Origin of the sequence: Photorhabdus luminescens subsp. luminescens, from assembly GCF_001083805.1 — a bacterium.
GTDB classification, from domain to species: Bacteria; Pseudomonadota; Gammaproteobacteria; order Enterobacterales; family Enterobacteriaceae; genus Photorhabdus; species Photorhabdus luminescens.
In genome coordinates this window covers 148,378-164,662 of the sequence record NZ_JXSK01000002.1, presented here as the reverse complement: position 1 = coordinate 164,662, position 16,285 = coordinate 148,378, and the positions used below count along the sequence as shown (strand labels likewise).

The following is a 16,285-nucleotide window of genomic DNA, read 5'->3' as shown; positions in this document are numbered from 1 at the left end:
TAACTCATTGTCTAATATGAAAAGAATCCCGTTATTAAATCAACCCCGAATCAGCTAAATGTGATGTATTTTGAATGTGGATACATCACCATAGAAAGCATTCTATGGTAAATGAATAATTAATAGAGACTATTTACCATGAAAGAAAAACATTGGTCAAAAATTCAATTTTTGCATGAAGCTGTAACTAATCCGAATATTGTCATCAAAGGAACTCATAGCTATTATAGCGATTGCTGGAGCTGCGGTTTTGAAGAATCTGTCGTTCGTTATTTGTACGGTGATAAAATCAGTCTTCAATGGGAATCTAAATGGCCGATTGATAAATTGTATATTGGCGATTATGTTTGCATAGGTGCTGAAACTATCATTCTTATGGGTGGAAACAATACACACAGAGCGGATTGGTTCTGTTTATATCCATTCATGGAATATATTGAAGATGCATATGTAGGCAAAGGTGACACGCATATTCATGATGGTGTGTGGCTTGGTATGCGTTCAATGATTATGCCTGGCGTCACCATTGGTGAAGGCGCTATCGTTGCTGCTAATAGCGTCGTAACTAAAGATGTTGAGCCATATAGTATTGTCGTTGGAACACCTGCGAGATTAGTTAAATATCGCTTTGAGCCGCACATTATCAATGAGCTACTTGCGTTAAAAATATATGATTGGTCAGAAGAGAAATTTAATGCTTTAAAACCCTATCTCTGTGCTTCGGATATTAAGGCATTAAAATCTGCTGTAAGATCATATTAATGGAAATAGTTAATTGTTATTTTTAAAATGTTCTATTATTGAATTATTTAACTGAAATACATTAATTATTATCTGAAATACCGTTTCGGCATTCAAGCTGCAAACGGTATTTCTCCGAAAGGAGTCTATTTTTAACTAGTTAAATAAAAAACATTGTACAATGGTATAAAAGAGAGATGAGACGGAGTTTATTGTTATTTATTTAATATTCCTTCAATATAAAAGAAAATATGCTACTATCCTCTTATGAAAAGAAAAAATACACCGACGCCACATGATGCTATTTTTAAAAAGTTTTTAAGTCATATTGATACCGCCAGAGATTTTCTAGAGATACACTTACCTGCGACATTACGGGCAGTTTGTGATCTTGATACACTGCGACTGGAGTCGGGGTCATTTATTGAGGACAATCTGCGGGTACATTATTCCGACATTCTGTATTCACTAAAAACTACGCAGGGTGAGAGTTATGTGTATTGCGTGATTGAACACCAGAGTTCCCCGGATAAGATGATGGCATTCCGGCTGATGCGTTACAGTATTTCAGCAATGCAGTGGCATCTGGAGCAGGGACATGAAAAATTGCCGCTGGTTATTCCAGTGTTGTTTTATCACGGAAAAATACGGCCGTATCCGTGGAGTACCAACTGGTTCGACTGCTTCGATGCTTCGGCTCTGGCGGAAGAGATCTATTCCAGCGCGTTTCCGCTGGTGGATGTGACGGTAATCCCGGATGATGAAATCCTGACGCACAAACGGGTTGCACTACTGGAAATAGTACAAAAACATATCCGGCAACGTGATATGACGGAGTTACAGCAAGAGCTGACCATGTTGTTTGCGTATGATTATTATACATATGAGCTGCTAAAAAGCATGCTAAACTACATATTACTGGTGGGAGATACCGCCGATCCAGAAGGTTTTATCCGGCAACTGGCAGAACAGTTCCCGAAGTATGAGGAGGTACTGATGACAATAGCGCAGAAATTGAAACATGAAGGGCATCAAGAAGGGCTTCAAGAAGGATTGCTGAAGGGTAAAAAACAGGCAATTCTGGAAGTCGCTTGTAGAATGATGAACAATGGTATCGATCATGAAACAATAATGAAAAACACTGGGCTGAGCCAGAACGAACTTGAACAAATACATCACTGATTCGTGCTGAGAGCCGTAATCGGTATTTAAAGATTCGTGTTAGAAGAGGGGCTTATCCGGCAAATAGCTGAACCGTCCCCTAGAAATATAAGGAGGTACTGATGACAATAGCGCAAAAACTGAAACAGAAAGCGTTCCAAGAAGGATTTCAGGAAACATACCAAGAAGCATACCAGGAAGGATTGCAGAAAGGTGAAAAACGGGCGAGTCTGAAAATCGTGCGCGCATTGATGGATAATGGTATCGATCATGAAACAATAATGAAAAACACTGGGCTGAGCCAGAACGAACTTGAACAAATACATCACTGATTCGTGCTGAGAGCTGTAATCGGTATTTAAAGATTCGTGTTAGAAGAGGGGCTGATCCGGCAAATAGCTGAACCGTCCCCTAGAAATATGAGGAGATACTGATGACATATGAAGAACTACTGATAACAATAGAACAAAAACTGGAACAGAAAGAGTTCCAACAAGAATTTCGAGATGGATTACATATAGGGAGGAAACTGGCGATTGTGACAATCGCGCATGCAATGATAGACATTGGTATTAACCTTGAAACAATAATTAAAATCGTCGTGCTGAGCCAGAATAAGCTTGAACAAATAGCCGATTGACTTATGCCGATACCTTAATCGGCATGAAAGTTCGTGTAAATAAGTGGGCAAGACTTTACATATAAGCGGTATATTATTTGGATAAGTTTGAAATCATACTTTTTCTGTCTGGTATTGAGCTTTTTAATTGAAATAGTATTTGAATAATTAAAGAATATTCCTTAAATAGAATATTCGAAACATCGTAATCCGATAAATTTTCTCTTGGAAGCGGCAACCGGATTGGTTGCCTATACCGTTTAATCTAAAAAACAAATCTGGATTTATGCACCTATGAATTAGCCGTTCTTAGAATAGAAAATATTTCCGTTATTGGTAAATAATCGAACGCTGAAACAGGTTGAATTAAGCCATAATACGAAAATATATTCAGTAGATATCTGATATTCTTTTGGCGCTTTTAATTAATATTTCTTTGTAATTAGGCGTCTGTTGTTCCACATTGGAAAATATAGCTTGAAGCGTGGCATTAGTCATTTCTTTGCCGGCGAGTTCTGGCATGCCGCTATTGAACGGCGGTTCTGGGCTATATTGCATCGCTAGTTGGACTGCTTGTGCATATTCTTCACCTTTGATTTCAGCAAGCAATGTTAAACCGAAATCAATGCCCGCAGTGACTCCACCTCCGGTGACCCGGTTTCTATCGATAACGACTCTTTTATTGACTGGTATTGCACCGAACTCGTTGAGATCGTCTGTCATCGACCAATGAGTTGCCGCTTTATACCCTTTCAGCAAACCAGCGGCCCCTAACAGGATAGACCCTGTACACACGCTGGTGACCCAAGGTGCTTTACTGCCCACTTTATGTATCCAATCAAGCATGTCTAATTCGGAAAGCACAGCATAAGGATTTCCTGTACCGGGAATACATAAGATATCAACTTTATCTAATTGCTCAAAAGTAATGCTCGGCGAGAATGATATATGTGCCAGTTCAGTATGCACCGGAAGTAAATCGCGCCAAACATATTCAATATTTAACCATCCTCCTACCTCAAGAACTGTTGCGGGACCAATCATATCAAGTGGCGTCATGCCTGGGAAAATAACAAAAGCGAGAGTGGGCTTTTCTCCAGACGATGCTTTCATTAACGAAGATAATGCCGCAGGATATTCCTTAGATGTATTTTTCATGGAGACGTTTTCCTTAATTGAGATTGAAAAGCGAGCTGAAATTCATATACCGCTATTTTTAGCGATCGCTGAATATCTGTATTCCCGGTGATGAATTGATGGAACAATTGTAACCGTAAATTAATTGGCGTATATGCCATTATTGCGACGATTTACGCCAGGTGCCATAATTGTCTTATGGACATTAAAACTCTCTATTTTCTGATCTTCCCCAACGTAAATCTGCTGGATTTCTCAGGTCCATTGCAGGTCTTCATCACCGCCAATGAGCTGGCGGAGAAGTCTGGTCACAGGCGGCCCTATGACATAAAAGTCGTAGCTTGTGAACCCGGACAGGTAATGACGCAGGCTGGCATAACTGTGCAGGCAGAGCCTCTACCTGAGCTGGATTCTCCCGCTGATACTCTGATTGTTGCGGGGGGCATTGGCGTTGAGTCAGCGGCGCACCATCCGCCATTGTGTGATTGGTTGAAGGGACATGCATCTCTGTCCAGACGTATTGTGTCTGTATGCAGTGGGGCATTCATTCTGGCGGCTTGTGGGTTACTTGATGGCCGTAGAGTCGTCACGCACTGGAGTAGCTGTGCCGAACTGGCCCGGCGTTACAATAAATTGCGGGTAGAATGTGATCCTATCTTTATTCAGGATGGCCCGGTGTGGACTTCGGCTGGCGTCACTGCTGGCATTGATTTGGCTCTGGCGTTGTTGGAGGAAGATCTCGGTCATAAACTGGCGCTGGATGTTGCGCGGGAACTCGTTATGTTTCTTAAACGTCCTGGTGGGCAGGAACAGTTTAGTGCTCCACTGGCATTACAAAGCAGCACGAATAAATTTGCAGATCTGCATGCCTGGATGACCAATAATTTGGCGGGAGACCTTTCCGTGGCAGCTTTGGCCGCAAGAGCCAATATGAGTGAGCGTAGCTTCGTGCGCCACTACAGCCAACATGCAGGGATTACGCCAGCCAAAGCGGTGGAGCGATTCCGCCTGGAAGCGGCGCGTCACCTTTTAGTTGAGTCTACGCTATCGCTCAAGTGCATAGCCTCCCGTTGCGGTTTCGGTTGTGAAGATACTTTACGCCGTAGTTTCTTACGGATGTTCGGTAGCACTCCACAGGACTACCGTAAGCACTTTAAGGCGACATTTTAGCTAGTTATTCCCTTTTCTCATTCTCTGCCACCTCTTTCTTCAATCGTCGCCACAGAGTAGTACGGCTGATCCCCAGATATTCCGCGGTTGCATGGTGATTGCCAGAAAACTGTTTCAAGGTTTCATGAACTGAAAGTGGTGCGACAAGTGAAGATTGTTGAGTTAAAGAAGGGAAAGACTTCATACTTTGTTCTGCCAGATTGAGTGTAGATTGGCGCTCTGGTGAAAGCGCCAATATCAATTCCGGTGTTAAGGTATGTTCAGGATGGGCGCTGAGGTATAACGTGAGCCGCTCCATAAGGTTACGTAGTTCCCGGACATTACCGGGCCAGTGATAGGTTTGCAATGCCTCTTGACAGGCAGCAAGCTCTTGCACTCTTGATTGTGATACCGGTAAGTTCAAGGCAGCAAATGCTCGTCGCAGATATTCTAACGCCAATATACCGATATCGTGACCTCTTTCCCTGAGAGCCGGAATGTTGATCCGCAATACACTCAGACGATAGAACAGATCTGTTCGAAAACGTCCTTCTTGAACCCAAGTATCTAAATCGCAATGTGTGGCGCAGATGATCCGGACATCAACGGCAATAGGGCGGTGTCCTCCTACTCTGACAACGGATTTTTCTTCCAGTACCCGCAATAGCCGTGTTTGAAGAGGCAGCGGCATTTCACCAATTTCATCCAGAAATAGCGTGCCTCGATGTGCAACTTCAAAAAGACCTGCGCGTCCTCCACGTCGTGAACCGGTGAAAGCGCCTTCTTCATAACCAAACAACTCAGCTTCCAATAGGGATTCAGCAATGGCGCCGCAGTTAACGGCGACAAATGGGCGTTGATGTTTACCTGCAATCTGACCATACCGCAGGGCATACTCATGGTGAATGGCTTGTGCCACCAGCTCCTTACCTGTACCACTTTCCCCTTGTATTAGCACTGTGGCAGGCGAGCTGGCGTACAGCATAATCGTGTTGCGCACATGTTCCATTACCGCTGAATCTCCACGGATATCATTGAGAGTATGGCGGGTACGCAAGCTATTCTCGGTTGGATAGGCAGAAATTGAAGCTTGGTTGAGCTTGGTCATTCTGGCGATATCCAATGCATCGCGGAATGCCTGGCGAATAGAATCAGCAGAGTAAACAAAGACACCGACTAATTCGGCTTCATAGGCGAGATCGGTAATCAGCCCGGCGCCGACGATCACCTTAATGCCGATCGCTTTTAATGCATTGACTTGGGCCCGTGCATCTTCTTCCGTTACGTAACTGCGTTGTTCAATACGCAAGTTGAACCGTTGCTGAAATTCTTCTAGTGCAGGTAATGTATTCTTATAGGTGATAACGCCAATACGGGAGCTGATTTGTCGTGCACGGGCTAATGCCTGCATAAAATCAAACCCGCTGGCCTTAGCAATGATGACTGGCACCGACAAACGGCTTTTCAGATAGGCGCCATTGGAGCCAGCACAGAGTACGGCATCACAACATTCAGTTGTTAACCGCTGACGAATATGCTGAACCGCATTTTCAAACCCAAGTTGGATCGGCGTGATATTAGCCTGATGATCGAACTCTGGCGTGATATCGCGGAAGAGATCGAAAAGGCGGGAAACAGATACTGTCCAAATGACCGGTTTATCGCGGTTATCACGTTCTGCTGATGGTGTTTCTGCCATGCTATTCCTCTATCTGTACGCTGTTTTTGCTTTTCCCGCCACAATAATTCAATGTTTCTCAAATTCAATGTTTCTCAATTGTTTCATTCGTGTTTCATGAAACCTAATTGGTTCATTATGAAACAGATAAGTTTTTCTATCAATGGTACTTTTCTACAGGTTAATAAATATTTTTAATATTATTTTTTGTTTAAAAAACAAAGTATTAACTTTTAAATCGAATTTGTCTTTTTAATCGACTAGTTATTTTTGACTTTATTGGTACACATATTGCTAGGTAACAAATGTGTTTCATTATAATAACAACGAGGTCGTATATGACACTTTCCTCTGCCGGCTTGGCATTTCGTCAGGCGATAGAAGCTGAATCTCCACTACAGGTTGTTGGCGCCATTAATGCGAATCATGCGTTACTGGCAAAACGGGCTGGCTATAAAGCTATCTATCTGTCTGGTGGTGGTGTATCGGCGGGTTCGTTGGGGATGCCTGATCTGGGAATTTCAACGCTGGATGATGTGTTAACAGATATCCGTCGTATTACCGACGTGTGCGATTTGCCATTGTTGGTGGATGCTGATATCGGTTTTGGCTCTTCTGCTTTTAATGTGGCCCGTACAGTGCGTTCAATGATTAAAGCGGGCGCTGCGGGATTGCACATTGAGGATCAGGTCGGTGCGAAGCGCTGCGGTCATCGCCCAAATAAAGAGATTGTATCCAAAGAAGAAATGGTTGATCGCATCAAGGCCGCAGTCGATGCTCGTACAGATGGGCATTTTGTCATTATGGCTCGTACTGATGCTTTGGCTGTTGAAGGATTAGCTGCGGCCCTTGATCGGGCAAAAGCCTATATCGAAGCCGGGGCGGACATGCTGTTTCCTGAAGCGATCACTGAATTACATATGTATCAAACATTTGCGTCAACAACCGGGGTTCCAATACTAGCCAACATCACTGAATTTGGCGCGACTCCACTTTTCACGACCGAAGAGCTGAAAAGTGTAGATGTCTCTATTGCGCTTTATCCGCTTTCTGCTTTTCGGGCAATGAATAAGGCAGCCGAGCAAGTTTACACAACACTCCGTCGCGAGGGGACACAGAAGAGTGTGATTAGCATGATGCAGACTCGCAACGAGTTATACGAAAGCATCAATTACTACGATTTTGAACAAAAACTGGATCTGCTTTTCTCCAAGAAAAAATCTCAATGACGGACGGCTCCACCTGATATTCGTCGTTTTATATGACATAAAAACAGTAGAGGTGATACCCATGAGCGAACAGAACTCGATGACTGAGTTGACTACTTTCAAGCCTAAAAAATCTGTAGCCCTTTCTGGCATCAGTGCGGGTAACACGGCGCTTTGTACAGTTGGAAAAACCGGTAATGATCTGCACTACCGAGGTTACGATATTCTTGATCTTGCAACCCAGTGTGAATTCGAAGAAGTTGCATACCTACTGGTTCACGAAAAATTGCCTTCCCGTGCTGAATTGTCTGCTTATAAAACGAAACTAGCCGCACTGCGAGGTCTGCCGAGTAGTGTAAAGGCCGCGTTGGAAACCTTGCCCGCCGCTGCTCATCCGATGGATGTTATGCGTACCGGAGTCTCTGTTCTGGGTTGTACATTGCCTGAAAAAGACGATCACAACCTCGCGGGAGCGCGTGATATTGCTGACAGATTACTGGCCTCTCTCAGCTCCATGTTGCTCTATTGGTATCACTATAGCCACAATGGACGTCGCATTGAGGTGGAGACTGATGATGAGTCGATAGGCGGGCATTTTTTGCACCTCCTGCATGGTAAAAAGCCCAATGAATCGTGGGAAAAAGCCATGCATACCTCCTTGGTCCTTTATGCTGAACACGAATTTAATGCTTCGACATTCACCAGTCGGGTTATTGCAGGAACTGGCACGGATATCTACTCCGCTATCGTCGGAGCGATTGGCGCGTTGAGAGGACCAAAACACGGTGGAGCAAACGAAGTCTCTTTTGAAATTCAACAGCGCTATGAAAATCCTGATGAGGCTGAGAGTGATATTCTGGCGCGTTTGGCGAAAAAAGAGGTCATTATCGGTTTTGGTCATCCGGTTTACACCATTTCCGATCCCCGTAACAAAGTCATTAAAGATGTGGCTCTGCAACTTTCTAAAGAGGCAGGAACCACCAAAATGTTTGATATCGCGGATCGATTAGAAACGGTGATGTGGGCCAATAAAAACATGTTCCCGAATCTTGATTGGTTCTCAGCGGTTTCCTATCACATGATGGGCGTGCCAACGGCGATGTTTACACCATTGTTTGTGATTGCCCGCACAGCGGGATGGGCTGCTCACATCATTGAACAGCGTATTGATAACAAAATTATTCGCCCTTCAGCCAATTACATCGGGCCAGAAAATCGCGTACTTACGCCAATTGATACACGCGGATAACGTTCTTTTTGGCGCAGGGATTCCTGCATCAGTGTTTTTTAACAAGGAATTATTATGTCTACCTCTGTTGCAAGCAATCGTTCTGAATACGATCAGGTGATTGTGGATATTGTGGATTATGTTATGGGATATTCCATCGCCTCATCCGTCGCTTATGAAACCGCTTATTACTGCTTTCTGGATACGTTAGGCTGTGGGTTAGAGGCATTGGAATACCCGGCTTGTAAAAAATTGCTAGGGCCGATTGTGCCGGGGACAGTGGTGCCTAATGGCGTACGTGTGCCGGGAACCCAGTTTCAACTCGATCCGGTACAGGCGGCGTTTAACATTGGTACGATGATCCGCTGGCTAGATTTCAATGACACATGGCTTGCTGCTGAATGGGGGCATCCATCTGATAACCTCGGCGGCATCTTGGCAGTAGCTGACTGGCTATCGAGAAATGCCGTTGCTAGTGGGAAAAAGCCGCTAACGATCAAAAATGTTTTAACGGGCATGATTAAAGCGCATGAAATTCAAGGATGCCTTGCACTGGAGAATGCATTCAATAAAGTCGGATTAGATCATGTCGTGCTGGTAAAAGTGGCTTCAACCGCTGTTGTTGCTGAAATGTTAGGGTTGAATCGGGAAGAGATTCTGAGCGCGGTATCACTGGCTTGGGTTGATGGTCAATCGCTGCGAACTTACCGTCATGCACCCAATACCGGTTCCCGTAAATCTTGGGCTGCTGGCGATGCAACATCTCGCGCCGTTCGTTTGGCTTTGATGGCGCAAAAGGGTGAAATGGGATATCCCTCGGTATTAACCGCAAAAACGTGGGGATTCTATGATGTTCTGTTCAATGGTCAGCCTTTCAAATTCCAGCGTGCCTATGGCTCTTATGTGATGGAAAACGTGCTGTTTAAAATCGCTTTCCCGGCAGAATTTCATGCGCAAACCGCTGTGGAAGCGGCAATGAGCCTGCATCAACAATTGAAAGATGCGGGTCAGACCATCAATGACATTACAAAGATCACCATTCGAACCCATGAAGCTTGTATACGGATTATTGATAAACAAGGCCCGCTAAATAACCCTGCGGACAGAGACCACTGTATTCAGTACATGGTTGCGATTCCTTTGATCTTTGGTCATCTGACTGCGGCGGATTACGAAGATAGCGTTGCGGCAGATCCTCGCATTGATGCATTGCGGGAAAAAATAGTGTGTGTTGAAGATCTTGATTTTACTCGTGATTATCACGATCCGGAAAAACGTTCTATTGCTAACGCATTAACTATTATGTTTGCAGATGGCAGCCAGCTTGATGAAGTTAAAGTTGAATTCCCTATCGGCCATGCTCGCCGCCGTGAGGAAGGCATTCCATTATTGCTGAAAAAATTCAGAACCAACCTGGCACGGCAGTTCCCTGAGACACAACAGAAAAAAATCCAGTCTGTTTCCCTTGACCGTCCGTTACTGGAAAACATGCCTGTAAACGAATACCTCGATTTGTACGTTATTTAGATTTGTAATGCTATCGGCGGTCGCTCTCCCAAAGTGCCGCTCTATCATCTACGGCAGCACTAGGAGAGATTATGTCATTCAACGCTTTTTATCAGCAATCTATTGATGATCCCAACGCATTTTGGGCTGAACAGGCGCAACGTATTTTCTGGCAACATCCGTTTGAGCAAGTGTTGGATCATAGCAACCCTCCCTTTGCTCGTTGGTTTTGCGGGGGAAAAACCAACCTATGTTATAACGCGTTGGATCGCTGGCTGGAAAGCCAGCCTGATGCTAAAGCGCTTATCACCATCTCAACAGAAACGAATAGTGAGAAAATATTTACTTTCAGGGAATTGCATCAGGAAGTGAATCGAGCGGCTGCGATGATGCTCTCACTAGGGGTGAAAAAAGGCGACAGAGTTCTGGTTTATATGCCGATGATTGCCGAAGCGCTGTTTGTTTTGCTCGCTTGTGCTCGTATTGGCGCCGTTCATTCGGTTGTCTTCGGCGGCTTTGCTTCTCAGAGTCTTGCCACACGGCTGGATAATGCTGAGCCGGTGTTGGTGGTATCTGCCGATGGAGGATCGCGCGGTGGAAAAATCATTCCTTACAAGCCATTGTTGGATGAAGCTATTGAACTGGCGAACTACAAACCCCGCCATGTATTGATGGTTAACCGCGGACTGGCGGAAATGGTTTGGGTGCCGGGGAGAGATATCGATTTCGCTACATTGCGGCAAGAACACTTTGATGCTGATGTGCCAGTGACTTGGCTTGAATCAAATGAAACCTCCTGTGTGCTCTACACATCCGGCACGACAGGCACGCCAAAAGGCGTGCAGCGTGATGTTGGCGGTTATGCCGTTGCGCTGGCGACATCTATGGATATCATTTTTGGCGGTAAAGCGGGTGAGGTGTTTTTTAGCACCTCAGATATCGGTTGGATCGTTGGGCATTCTTATATTGTTTATGCTCCTTTAATTGCAGGAATGGCGACGATTATGTATGAGGGACTGCCGATACGGCCAGATGCGGGTATTTGGTGGAAAATAGTAGAAAAATATCAAGTAACACGGATGTTTTCAGCACCTACAGCTATTCGTGTACTGAAAAAATATCCAATTGAATGTATTGGTCAATACGATATTTCATCACTTAAGTCATTGTATTTAGCGGGAGAACCGCTTGATGAGCATACTGCTCGCTGGATTGCTGAGGCTATCAACGTCCCTATTATTGATAATTACTGGCAGACTGAAACAGGTTGGCCGATTATGGCTATTGCCCGTGCCTTGGATGACAGGTCGAGTCGATTTGGTAGTCCAGGCTTTCCAATGTACGGCTTTCATATCAAGCTCATCAATGAACTGACTGGCAAAGCGTGTGGTGATAATGAAAAAGGCATGCTGGTTATTGAAGGACCTTTGCCCCCGGGTTGTATCCAAACTATCTATGGTGATGATACACGTTTTATCAATACCTATTGGCGGCATTTTGAACAGTCTGTTTATTCCACATTTGACTGGGGTATCCGTGATAGTGACGGCTATTATTTTATTTTGGGGCGTTCGGATGATGTGATTAATGTGGCCGGGCACCGTCTGGGAACGCGGGAGATAGAAGAGTGTATCGCCAGCCATGAAGATGTTGCCGAAGTGGCTGTGATTGGCATTAAGGATGCTATCAAAGGACAAGTCGCGGTAGCTTTTGCTGTTCTCAAAGATGGAAAGGCGATCCAGAATGCCGCGCATTTTGCTGCTTTGGAAAAGGTTTTGATGGATTTAGTAAATAAACAAATTGGCAGCGTAGGCCGCCCGGCACGGATCTATTTTGTCTCTCAGCTTCCCAAAACACGCTCAGGAAAAATGCTGCGTCGAACCATGCAAGCAATATGCGAAGGGCGTGAACCCGGCGATCTCTCTCTGATTGAAAATCCTGCTGCACTGGAGGTCATTCGGGAGGCTGTTTTTACTTAAATATAAGTATTTTTTATGTTTTTAATAGGTTGGTAAATCAATTAGGCTATTTATTGCCGCCAGGCGCAAAATAGGCATTTGACTGCCTGAATGATTTCGTCTGTTAAGTACAACTATAACGTCTGTTAATTAGCGCCAAGGGTAAAATAATAGCAATGTTAGTCGGTAAGGTTTCTTTTTAACATATTAAATTTTTTATTTTTTTGATTAGTGTTTGACTTTTACTAGTGTTTTGTTTGTATTAATGTTCAGCCTGTGTTAACGTTCTTTTCGTTCTCTAAATATAAAAAATTGTTCCAAGTGGTGTTTTAATTTTGCCTTCACATGAATTGGCTAGCTATTATTATGCCAATAGTATATCTAAGTAGAGAATTAAACAGTACGATGTTAATTGCCTGAAATCTGCTAAAATGTATAACTGTAGCAGATTTAGCGATGTTGCTATTGAAAAGAATAGATATTAGGAATATGCGGAGTTGTGTGGTTACATTAAGAGCCATTATGTCAATACAAATCTATTCCTATTTATTATAAAGGGAAATTACTGATAACAATTAAAAGTTATAATTGATAATTAAAGGTAACAATTTCAGGTAATAATTACGGATAACAATTACAAGTAGTAGAAATAGATGTTTTTTAGAAAAATAAATGAGTGAATAAAATAGTGACGTGATGAATTGCGCTTCAAACCTGTATGTATCGGGAGAGGCTTTAAGGCTGAAAGAATAGGAGAATACCTGATTACCTTGATGGTTTGATAGGTTATAAACTAAAGATTATAATGAGAAAATTACAAAAGAAATAACTTTTTTAGTTATTATATTATGATTAACCCAATATAAACAGGTTGCTCCGACTTATACCCTATGGATTTCAAGATGCATCGCGACGGCAAAGGAGCGAATCCCCGGGAGCATAGATAACTATGTGACCGGGGTGAGCGAGTACAGCCAACAAAGAGGCAACTTGAAAGATGACGGGTATATACCCAATGGATTTCAAGATGCATCGCGACGGCAAAGGAGCGAATCCCCGGGAGCATAGAGAACTATGTGACCGGGGTGAGCGAGTGCAGCCAACAAAGAGGCAACTTGAAAGATGACGGGTATAAATCAATCTAGCTTTTATCTGGATTACTGTGGAGTTATTATGGAAATAGAAGAAATATTTAATAATTATGAGTCTAAAGCTCGTTCATATTGCCGTAGATTTCCCGTAATATTTAGAAATGGTATAGGTTCTACCTTAATCGATATAGATGGTAAAAGTTACATTGACTTTTTATGTGGCGCTGGCGCGTTGAACTATGGACATAATAATACAATCATAAAACAACAAATTCTTAAATACATTCAAGATGATGGTATTATTTTGGGGCTTGATTTGTACTCGGAAGCAAAAATGGAGTTTATATCGACATTTGTTGATAAGATTTTGAAACCGAGACAGCTTGAATATCGTTTACAATTTACCAGTCCTACGGGCACGAGCGTCATTGAATCTGCGGTAAAATTAGCAAGAAAGTATACAAAAAGAGAAAATATTGTTTGTTTCACCAACGCCTTTCACGGTATGACGGGGGTGTCGCTCAGTTTAACAGGTAGTCAACATCATCGCCAACCTGGATTATATTCTCAAATTACGCGCTTACCATTTGATGGTTATATTGATGGAGAATTTGATTATATAGGATATTTTAGAAAGTTACTTACCGATCCCAGTTCAGGGGTTGATCTTCCCGCTGCGGTAATTCTCGAGACTGTACAAGGCGAAGGCGGATTAAATGTTGCTTCTATTGAATGGTTGAGGGCGTTGAGAAAACTTACCGAAGAGTTCAACATTCTATTAATCGTTGATGACATTCAATCTGGTTGTGGCCGTACTGGAACATTCTTTAGTTTTGAGCGCGCAAATATTAAACCTGACCTGGTTTGTCTTTCCAAATCTATTGGCGGTATTGGGCTACCTATGTCTTTACTGCTTATTTCTCCCGATATCGATGTGTGGAAGCCGGCAGAAGACAACGGCACATTTCGAGGGAATAACTTAGCATTTGTCGCTTCAAAAGCGATGTTAAATGAATATTGGGGGGATAGTTCTTTTCAGAAGATAATTCAGCATAAGGCGGAATTAATTCGAACGTACTTGAACTCTTTGGTTGAAAAGTATCATGAATTTGTACTGCGAGTTAAGGGAATTGGATTCATGCAAGGGATAGAAATGGCGGATTCCTCATTAACACAGTATTTAGTGAAGCATTGTTTTGAAAATGGTTTGATTGTGGAGTTGTGCGGCCCCAATGATGAAGTATTGAAATTGATGCCTGCCTTGACCATTGATGAAGACACACTGGTAAAAGGATTGAAGATTATAGAACAGGCTCTCGCCAGTTTAAAATCGAGGACCAGTTTAGAATCGAGGACCAGTTTAGAATCAAGGACCAATTTAAAATCAAGGAATAGTAATAATTGCGAAAGTGAAGTTCAAAGGTTATCGGTTAGCAGCAATTAGGAATAAAGTTTTAGCTAGGAGTGTAGAATTATGAGCCGTGTAGTAGAACTTACTAAGTTTAATCAGCTTGAATTTCATTACGCACTTGCTCGGGGATACGCGATAGTTTACCGAGGATTACTGCAAGACTGGCCTGCGATAAAACAATGGAATTCTGAATACTTTCAAGATAAGTGTCCTCAAATTGACGTTGTGATCAAATTTTTTGATGCAAATGGTGTGCGTTCTGAGCACGCCAAAATGTATCGTTATTTAGAAATTCTGAATGCATATAAGAAAGGAAAGATGGGTAATGATATTCCCTATTGTCATGACATTCCTATCTTTTTACAAGCTCAACAGTTACTTGATGACGTTGGTGATTTTCCTCTAACTATTTTACCAAAGCTTTACCGAAATGAATGGTGGAAGTTCGTTCAATTTTTTATGTCTCCAGTCGGAGCTATAACGCCATTGCATTTTGATACTTTAAGAACGAACAATCTATTTTTTCAGATAAAGGGCAGTAAGAGATTCTCTTTTATTCCTTGGGAGGAAAGAGAAGCTTGTTCTCGTCGAGGATGGCGCTGGTTTGAATATAATCCAGAAATTCAGAATGTTGGTGAGATAGCTAATATAAACACATCCACAGTTGAGGTACATCAGGGCGATATATTAATCATGCCTGCGGGTATGCTTCATCATGTAAGAACGTTGACTGATAGTATTTCTTTTAATATCGATTTTCATACTCGAGCTTCAGCTATTGTAAGTTTTAAGAGCATTAAAGAAAAAATACCGCGTGAAAATCTGTATTACAATTGGCTAAGTTTATGTGGGCTTTTGGGATTAATGAAGCGTGAAAGTTTTTTCGAGAAGTACCGTCCGTATCTTAATTATATTTCTTAAAAAGTAAGTAGGTTAATTATGAAAGTATCTTTGGTTGATGTTGATAAAGACAACTATGAGGATGTAATGTCTCTTGAAGTTGAACCTGGGCAAGAAGTTTTCGTCGCGCCAAATTCAGAGTCAATTGTCGAATCACATTTTAATGAATATTGCAGAGCAAGAGTGATCTGTTGTGGCGAGGAGGTCGTTGGTTTTGCAATGTATGAGCGTTGTGTGAATGAAGGCAAACCCAACGAATATAATCTGTATCGAATGATGGTTGATCAATCTTACCAAAATCAAGGTATTGGCAGTGAGGCGATGCAGTTATTGCTGGATGAAATGAAACAGCAGCCTGATTGTCATAGGATTACTGTCTGTTATGACGAAACGAGCGAACGCCATAAATCATTTTATCAACGTTTTGGTTTTGTAGAAGTCGGTTATTATGAAGAATATGAGGAAATGCTAGCTGAAATTATTGTGAGGAGATAATTT

Annotated in this window: 12 protein-coding genes and 2 pseudogenes; 12 read left to right on the top strand and 2 right to left on the bottom strand. The window is 42.7% G+C overall.

The features are described 5' to 3' along the window. Positions 1-138 precede the first annotated feature (138 nt). From TI10_RS05625 to TI10_RS05610, 4 genes and pseudogenes are all read left to right on the top strand, one after another. Positions 139-762 (top strand): CatB-related O-acetyltransferase, encoded by a 624-nt coding sequence (locus TI10_RS05625; RefSeq protein WP_049582306.1) that lies wholly within the window; start codon positions 139-141, stop codon positions 760-762. Between the two features lie 246 nt (positions 763-1,008). Beyond that, positions 1,009-1,923 (top strand): Rpn family recombination-promoting nuclease/putative transposase, encoded by a 915-nt coding sequence (locus TI10_RS05620; protein WP_049582305.1) that lies wholly within the window; start codon positions 1,009-1,011, stop codon positions 1,921-1,923. Between the two features lie 45 nt (positions 1,924-1,968). Next, a pseudogene (locus tag TI10_RS26785) lies at positions 1,969-2,234 on the top strand (ISNCY family transposase); the annotation flags it as partial. A 101-nt stretch (positions 2,235-2,335) separates the two neighbouring features. Then, positions 2,336-2,542: an RpnC/YadD family protein gene (locus TI10_RS05610; RefSeq protein ID WP_049582303.1), complete on the top strand. Its 207-nt coding sequence runs from the start codon at positions 2,336-2,338 to the stop codon at positions 2,540-2,542. Between the two features lie 369 nt (positions 2,543-2,911). On the opposite strand, the gene TI10_RS05605 is transcribed toward TI10_RS05610, so the two are convergent. Continuing rightward, the gene (locus TI10_RS05605) at positions 2,912-3,679 is read right to left on the bottom strand and encodes a DJ-1/PfpI family protein (RefSeq protein ID WP_049582302.1); all 768 of its coding nucleotides are present in this window, start codon (positions 3,677-3,679) and stop codon (positions 2,912-2,914) included. A 177-nt stretch (positions 3,680-3,856) separates the two neighbouring features. Between TI10_RS05605 and TI10_RS05600 the strand changes: the two genes are divergently transcribed. Beyond that, positions 3,857-4,828: a GlxA family transcriptional regulator gene (locus TI10_RS05600; protein ID WP_049582301.1), complete on the top strand. Its 972-nt coding sequence runs from the start codon at positions 3,857-3,859 to the stop codon at positions 4,826-4,828. 4 nt (positions 4,829-4,832) lie between these two features. Here TI10_RS05600 and prpR read toward each other — a convergent pair whose 3' ends face one another. Further along, positions 4,833-6,506 (bottom strand): propionate catabolism operon regulatory protein PrpR, encoded by a 1,674-nt coding sequence (gene prpR, locus TI10_RS05595; protein WP_049582300.1) that lies wholly within the window; start codon positions 6,504-6,506, stop codon positions 4,833-4,835. Positions 6,507-6,823: 317 nt separating this feature from the next. Between prpR and prpB the strand changes: the two genes are divergently transcribed. From prpB to TI10_RS05560, 7 genes and pseudogenes are all read left to right on the top strand, one after another. Then, a complete protein-coding gene (gene prpB / locus TI10_RS05590) occupies positions 6,824-7,714 on the top strand; it encodes a methylisocitrate lyase (protein WP_049582299.1) in 891 nt (296 codons plus the stop codon). 61 nt (positions 7,715-7,775) lie between these two features. After that, the gene (gene prpC / locus TI10_RS05585) at positions 7,776-8,942 is read left to right on the top strand and encodes a bifunctional 2-methylcitrate synthase/citrate synthase (protein ID WP_049582298.1); all 1,167 of its coding nucleotides are present in this window, start codon (positions 7,776-7,778) and stop codon (positions 8,940-8,942) included. Positions 8,943-8,996: 54 nt separating this feature from the next. After that, entirely contained in the window at positions 8,997-10,448 is a 1,452-nt protein-coding gene (locus TI10_RS05580) for a bifunctional 2-methylcitrate dehydratase/aconitate hydratase (RefSeq protein ID WP_049582297.1), read from the top strand. 44 nt (positions 10,449-10,492) lie between these two features. Further along, positions 10,493-12,406, top strand: a pseudogene (locus TI10_RS05575) (propionate--CoA ligase); the annotation flags it as partial. Between the two features lie 1,152 nt (positions 12,407-13,558). Further along, entirely contained in the window at positions 13,559-14,920 is a 1,362-nt protein-coding gene (gene ectB / locus TI10_RS05570) for a diaminobutyrate--2-oxoglutarate transaminase (RefSeq protein ID WP_049582815.1), read from the top strand. A 30-nt stretch (positions 14,921-14,950) separates the two neighbouring features. Further along, complete coding sequence (locus TI10_RS05565; RefSeq protein ID WP_049582295.1) at positions 14,951-15,808, top strand: cupin-like domain-containing protein; 858 nt, start codon at positions 14,951-14,953, stop codon at positions 15,806-15,808. An 18-nt stretch (positions 15,809-15,826) separates the two neighbouring features. After that, entirely contained in the window at positions 15,827-16,282 is a 456-nt protein-coding gene (locus TI10_RS05560) for a GNAT family N-acetyltransferase (RefSeq protein ID WP_049582294.1), read from the top strand. Positions 16,283-16,285 lie beyond the last annotated feature (3 nt).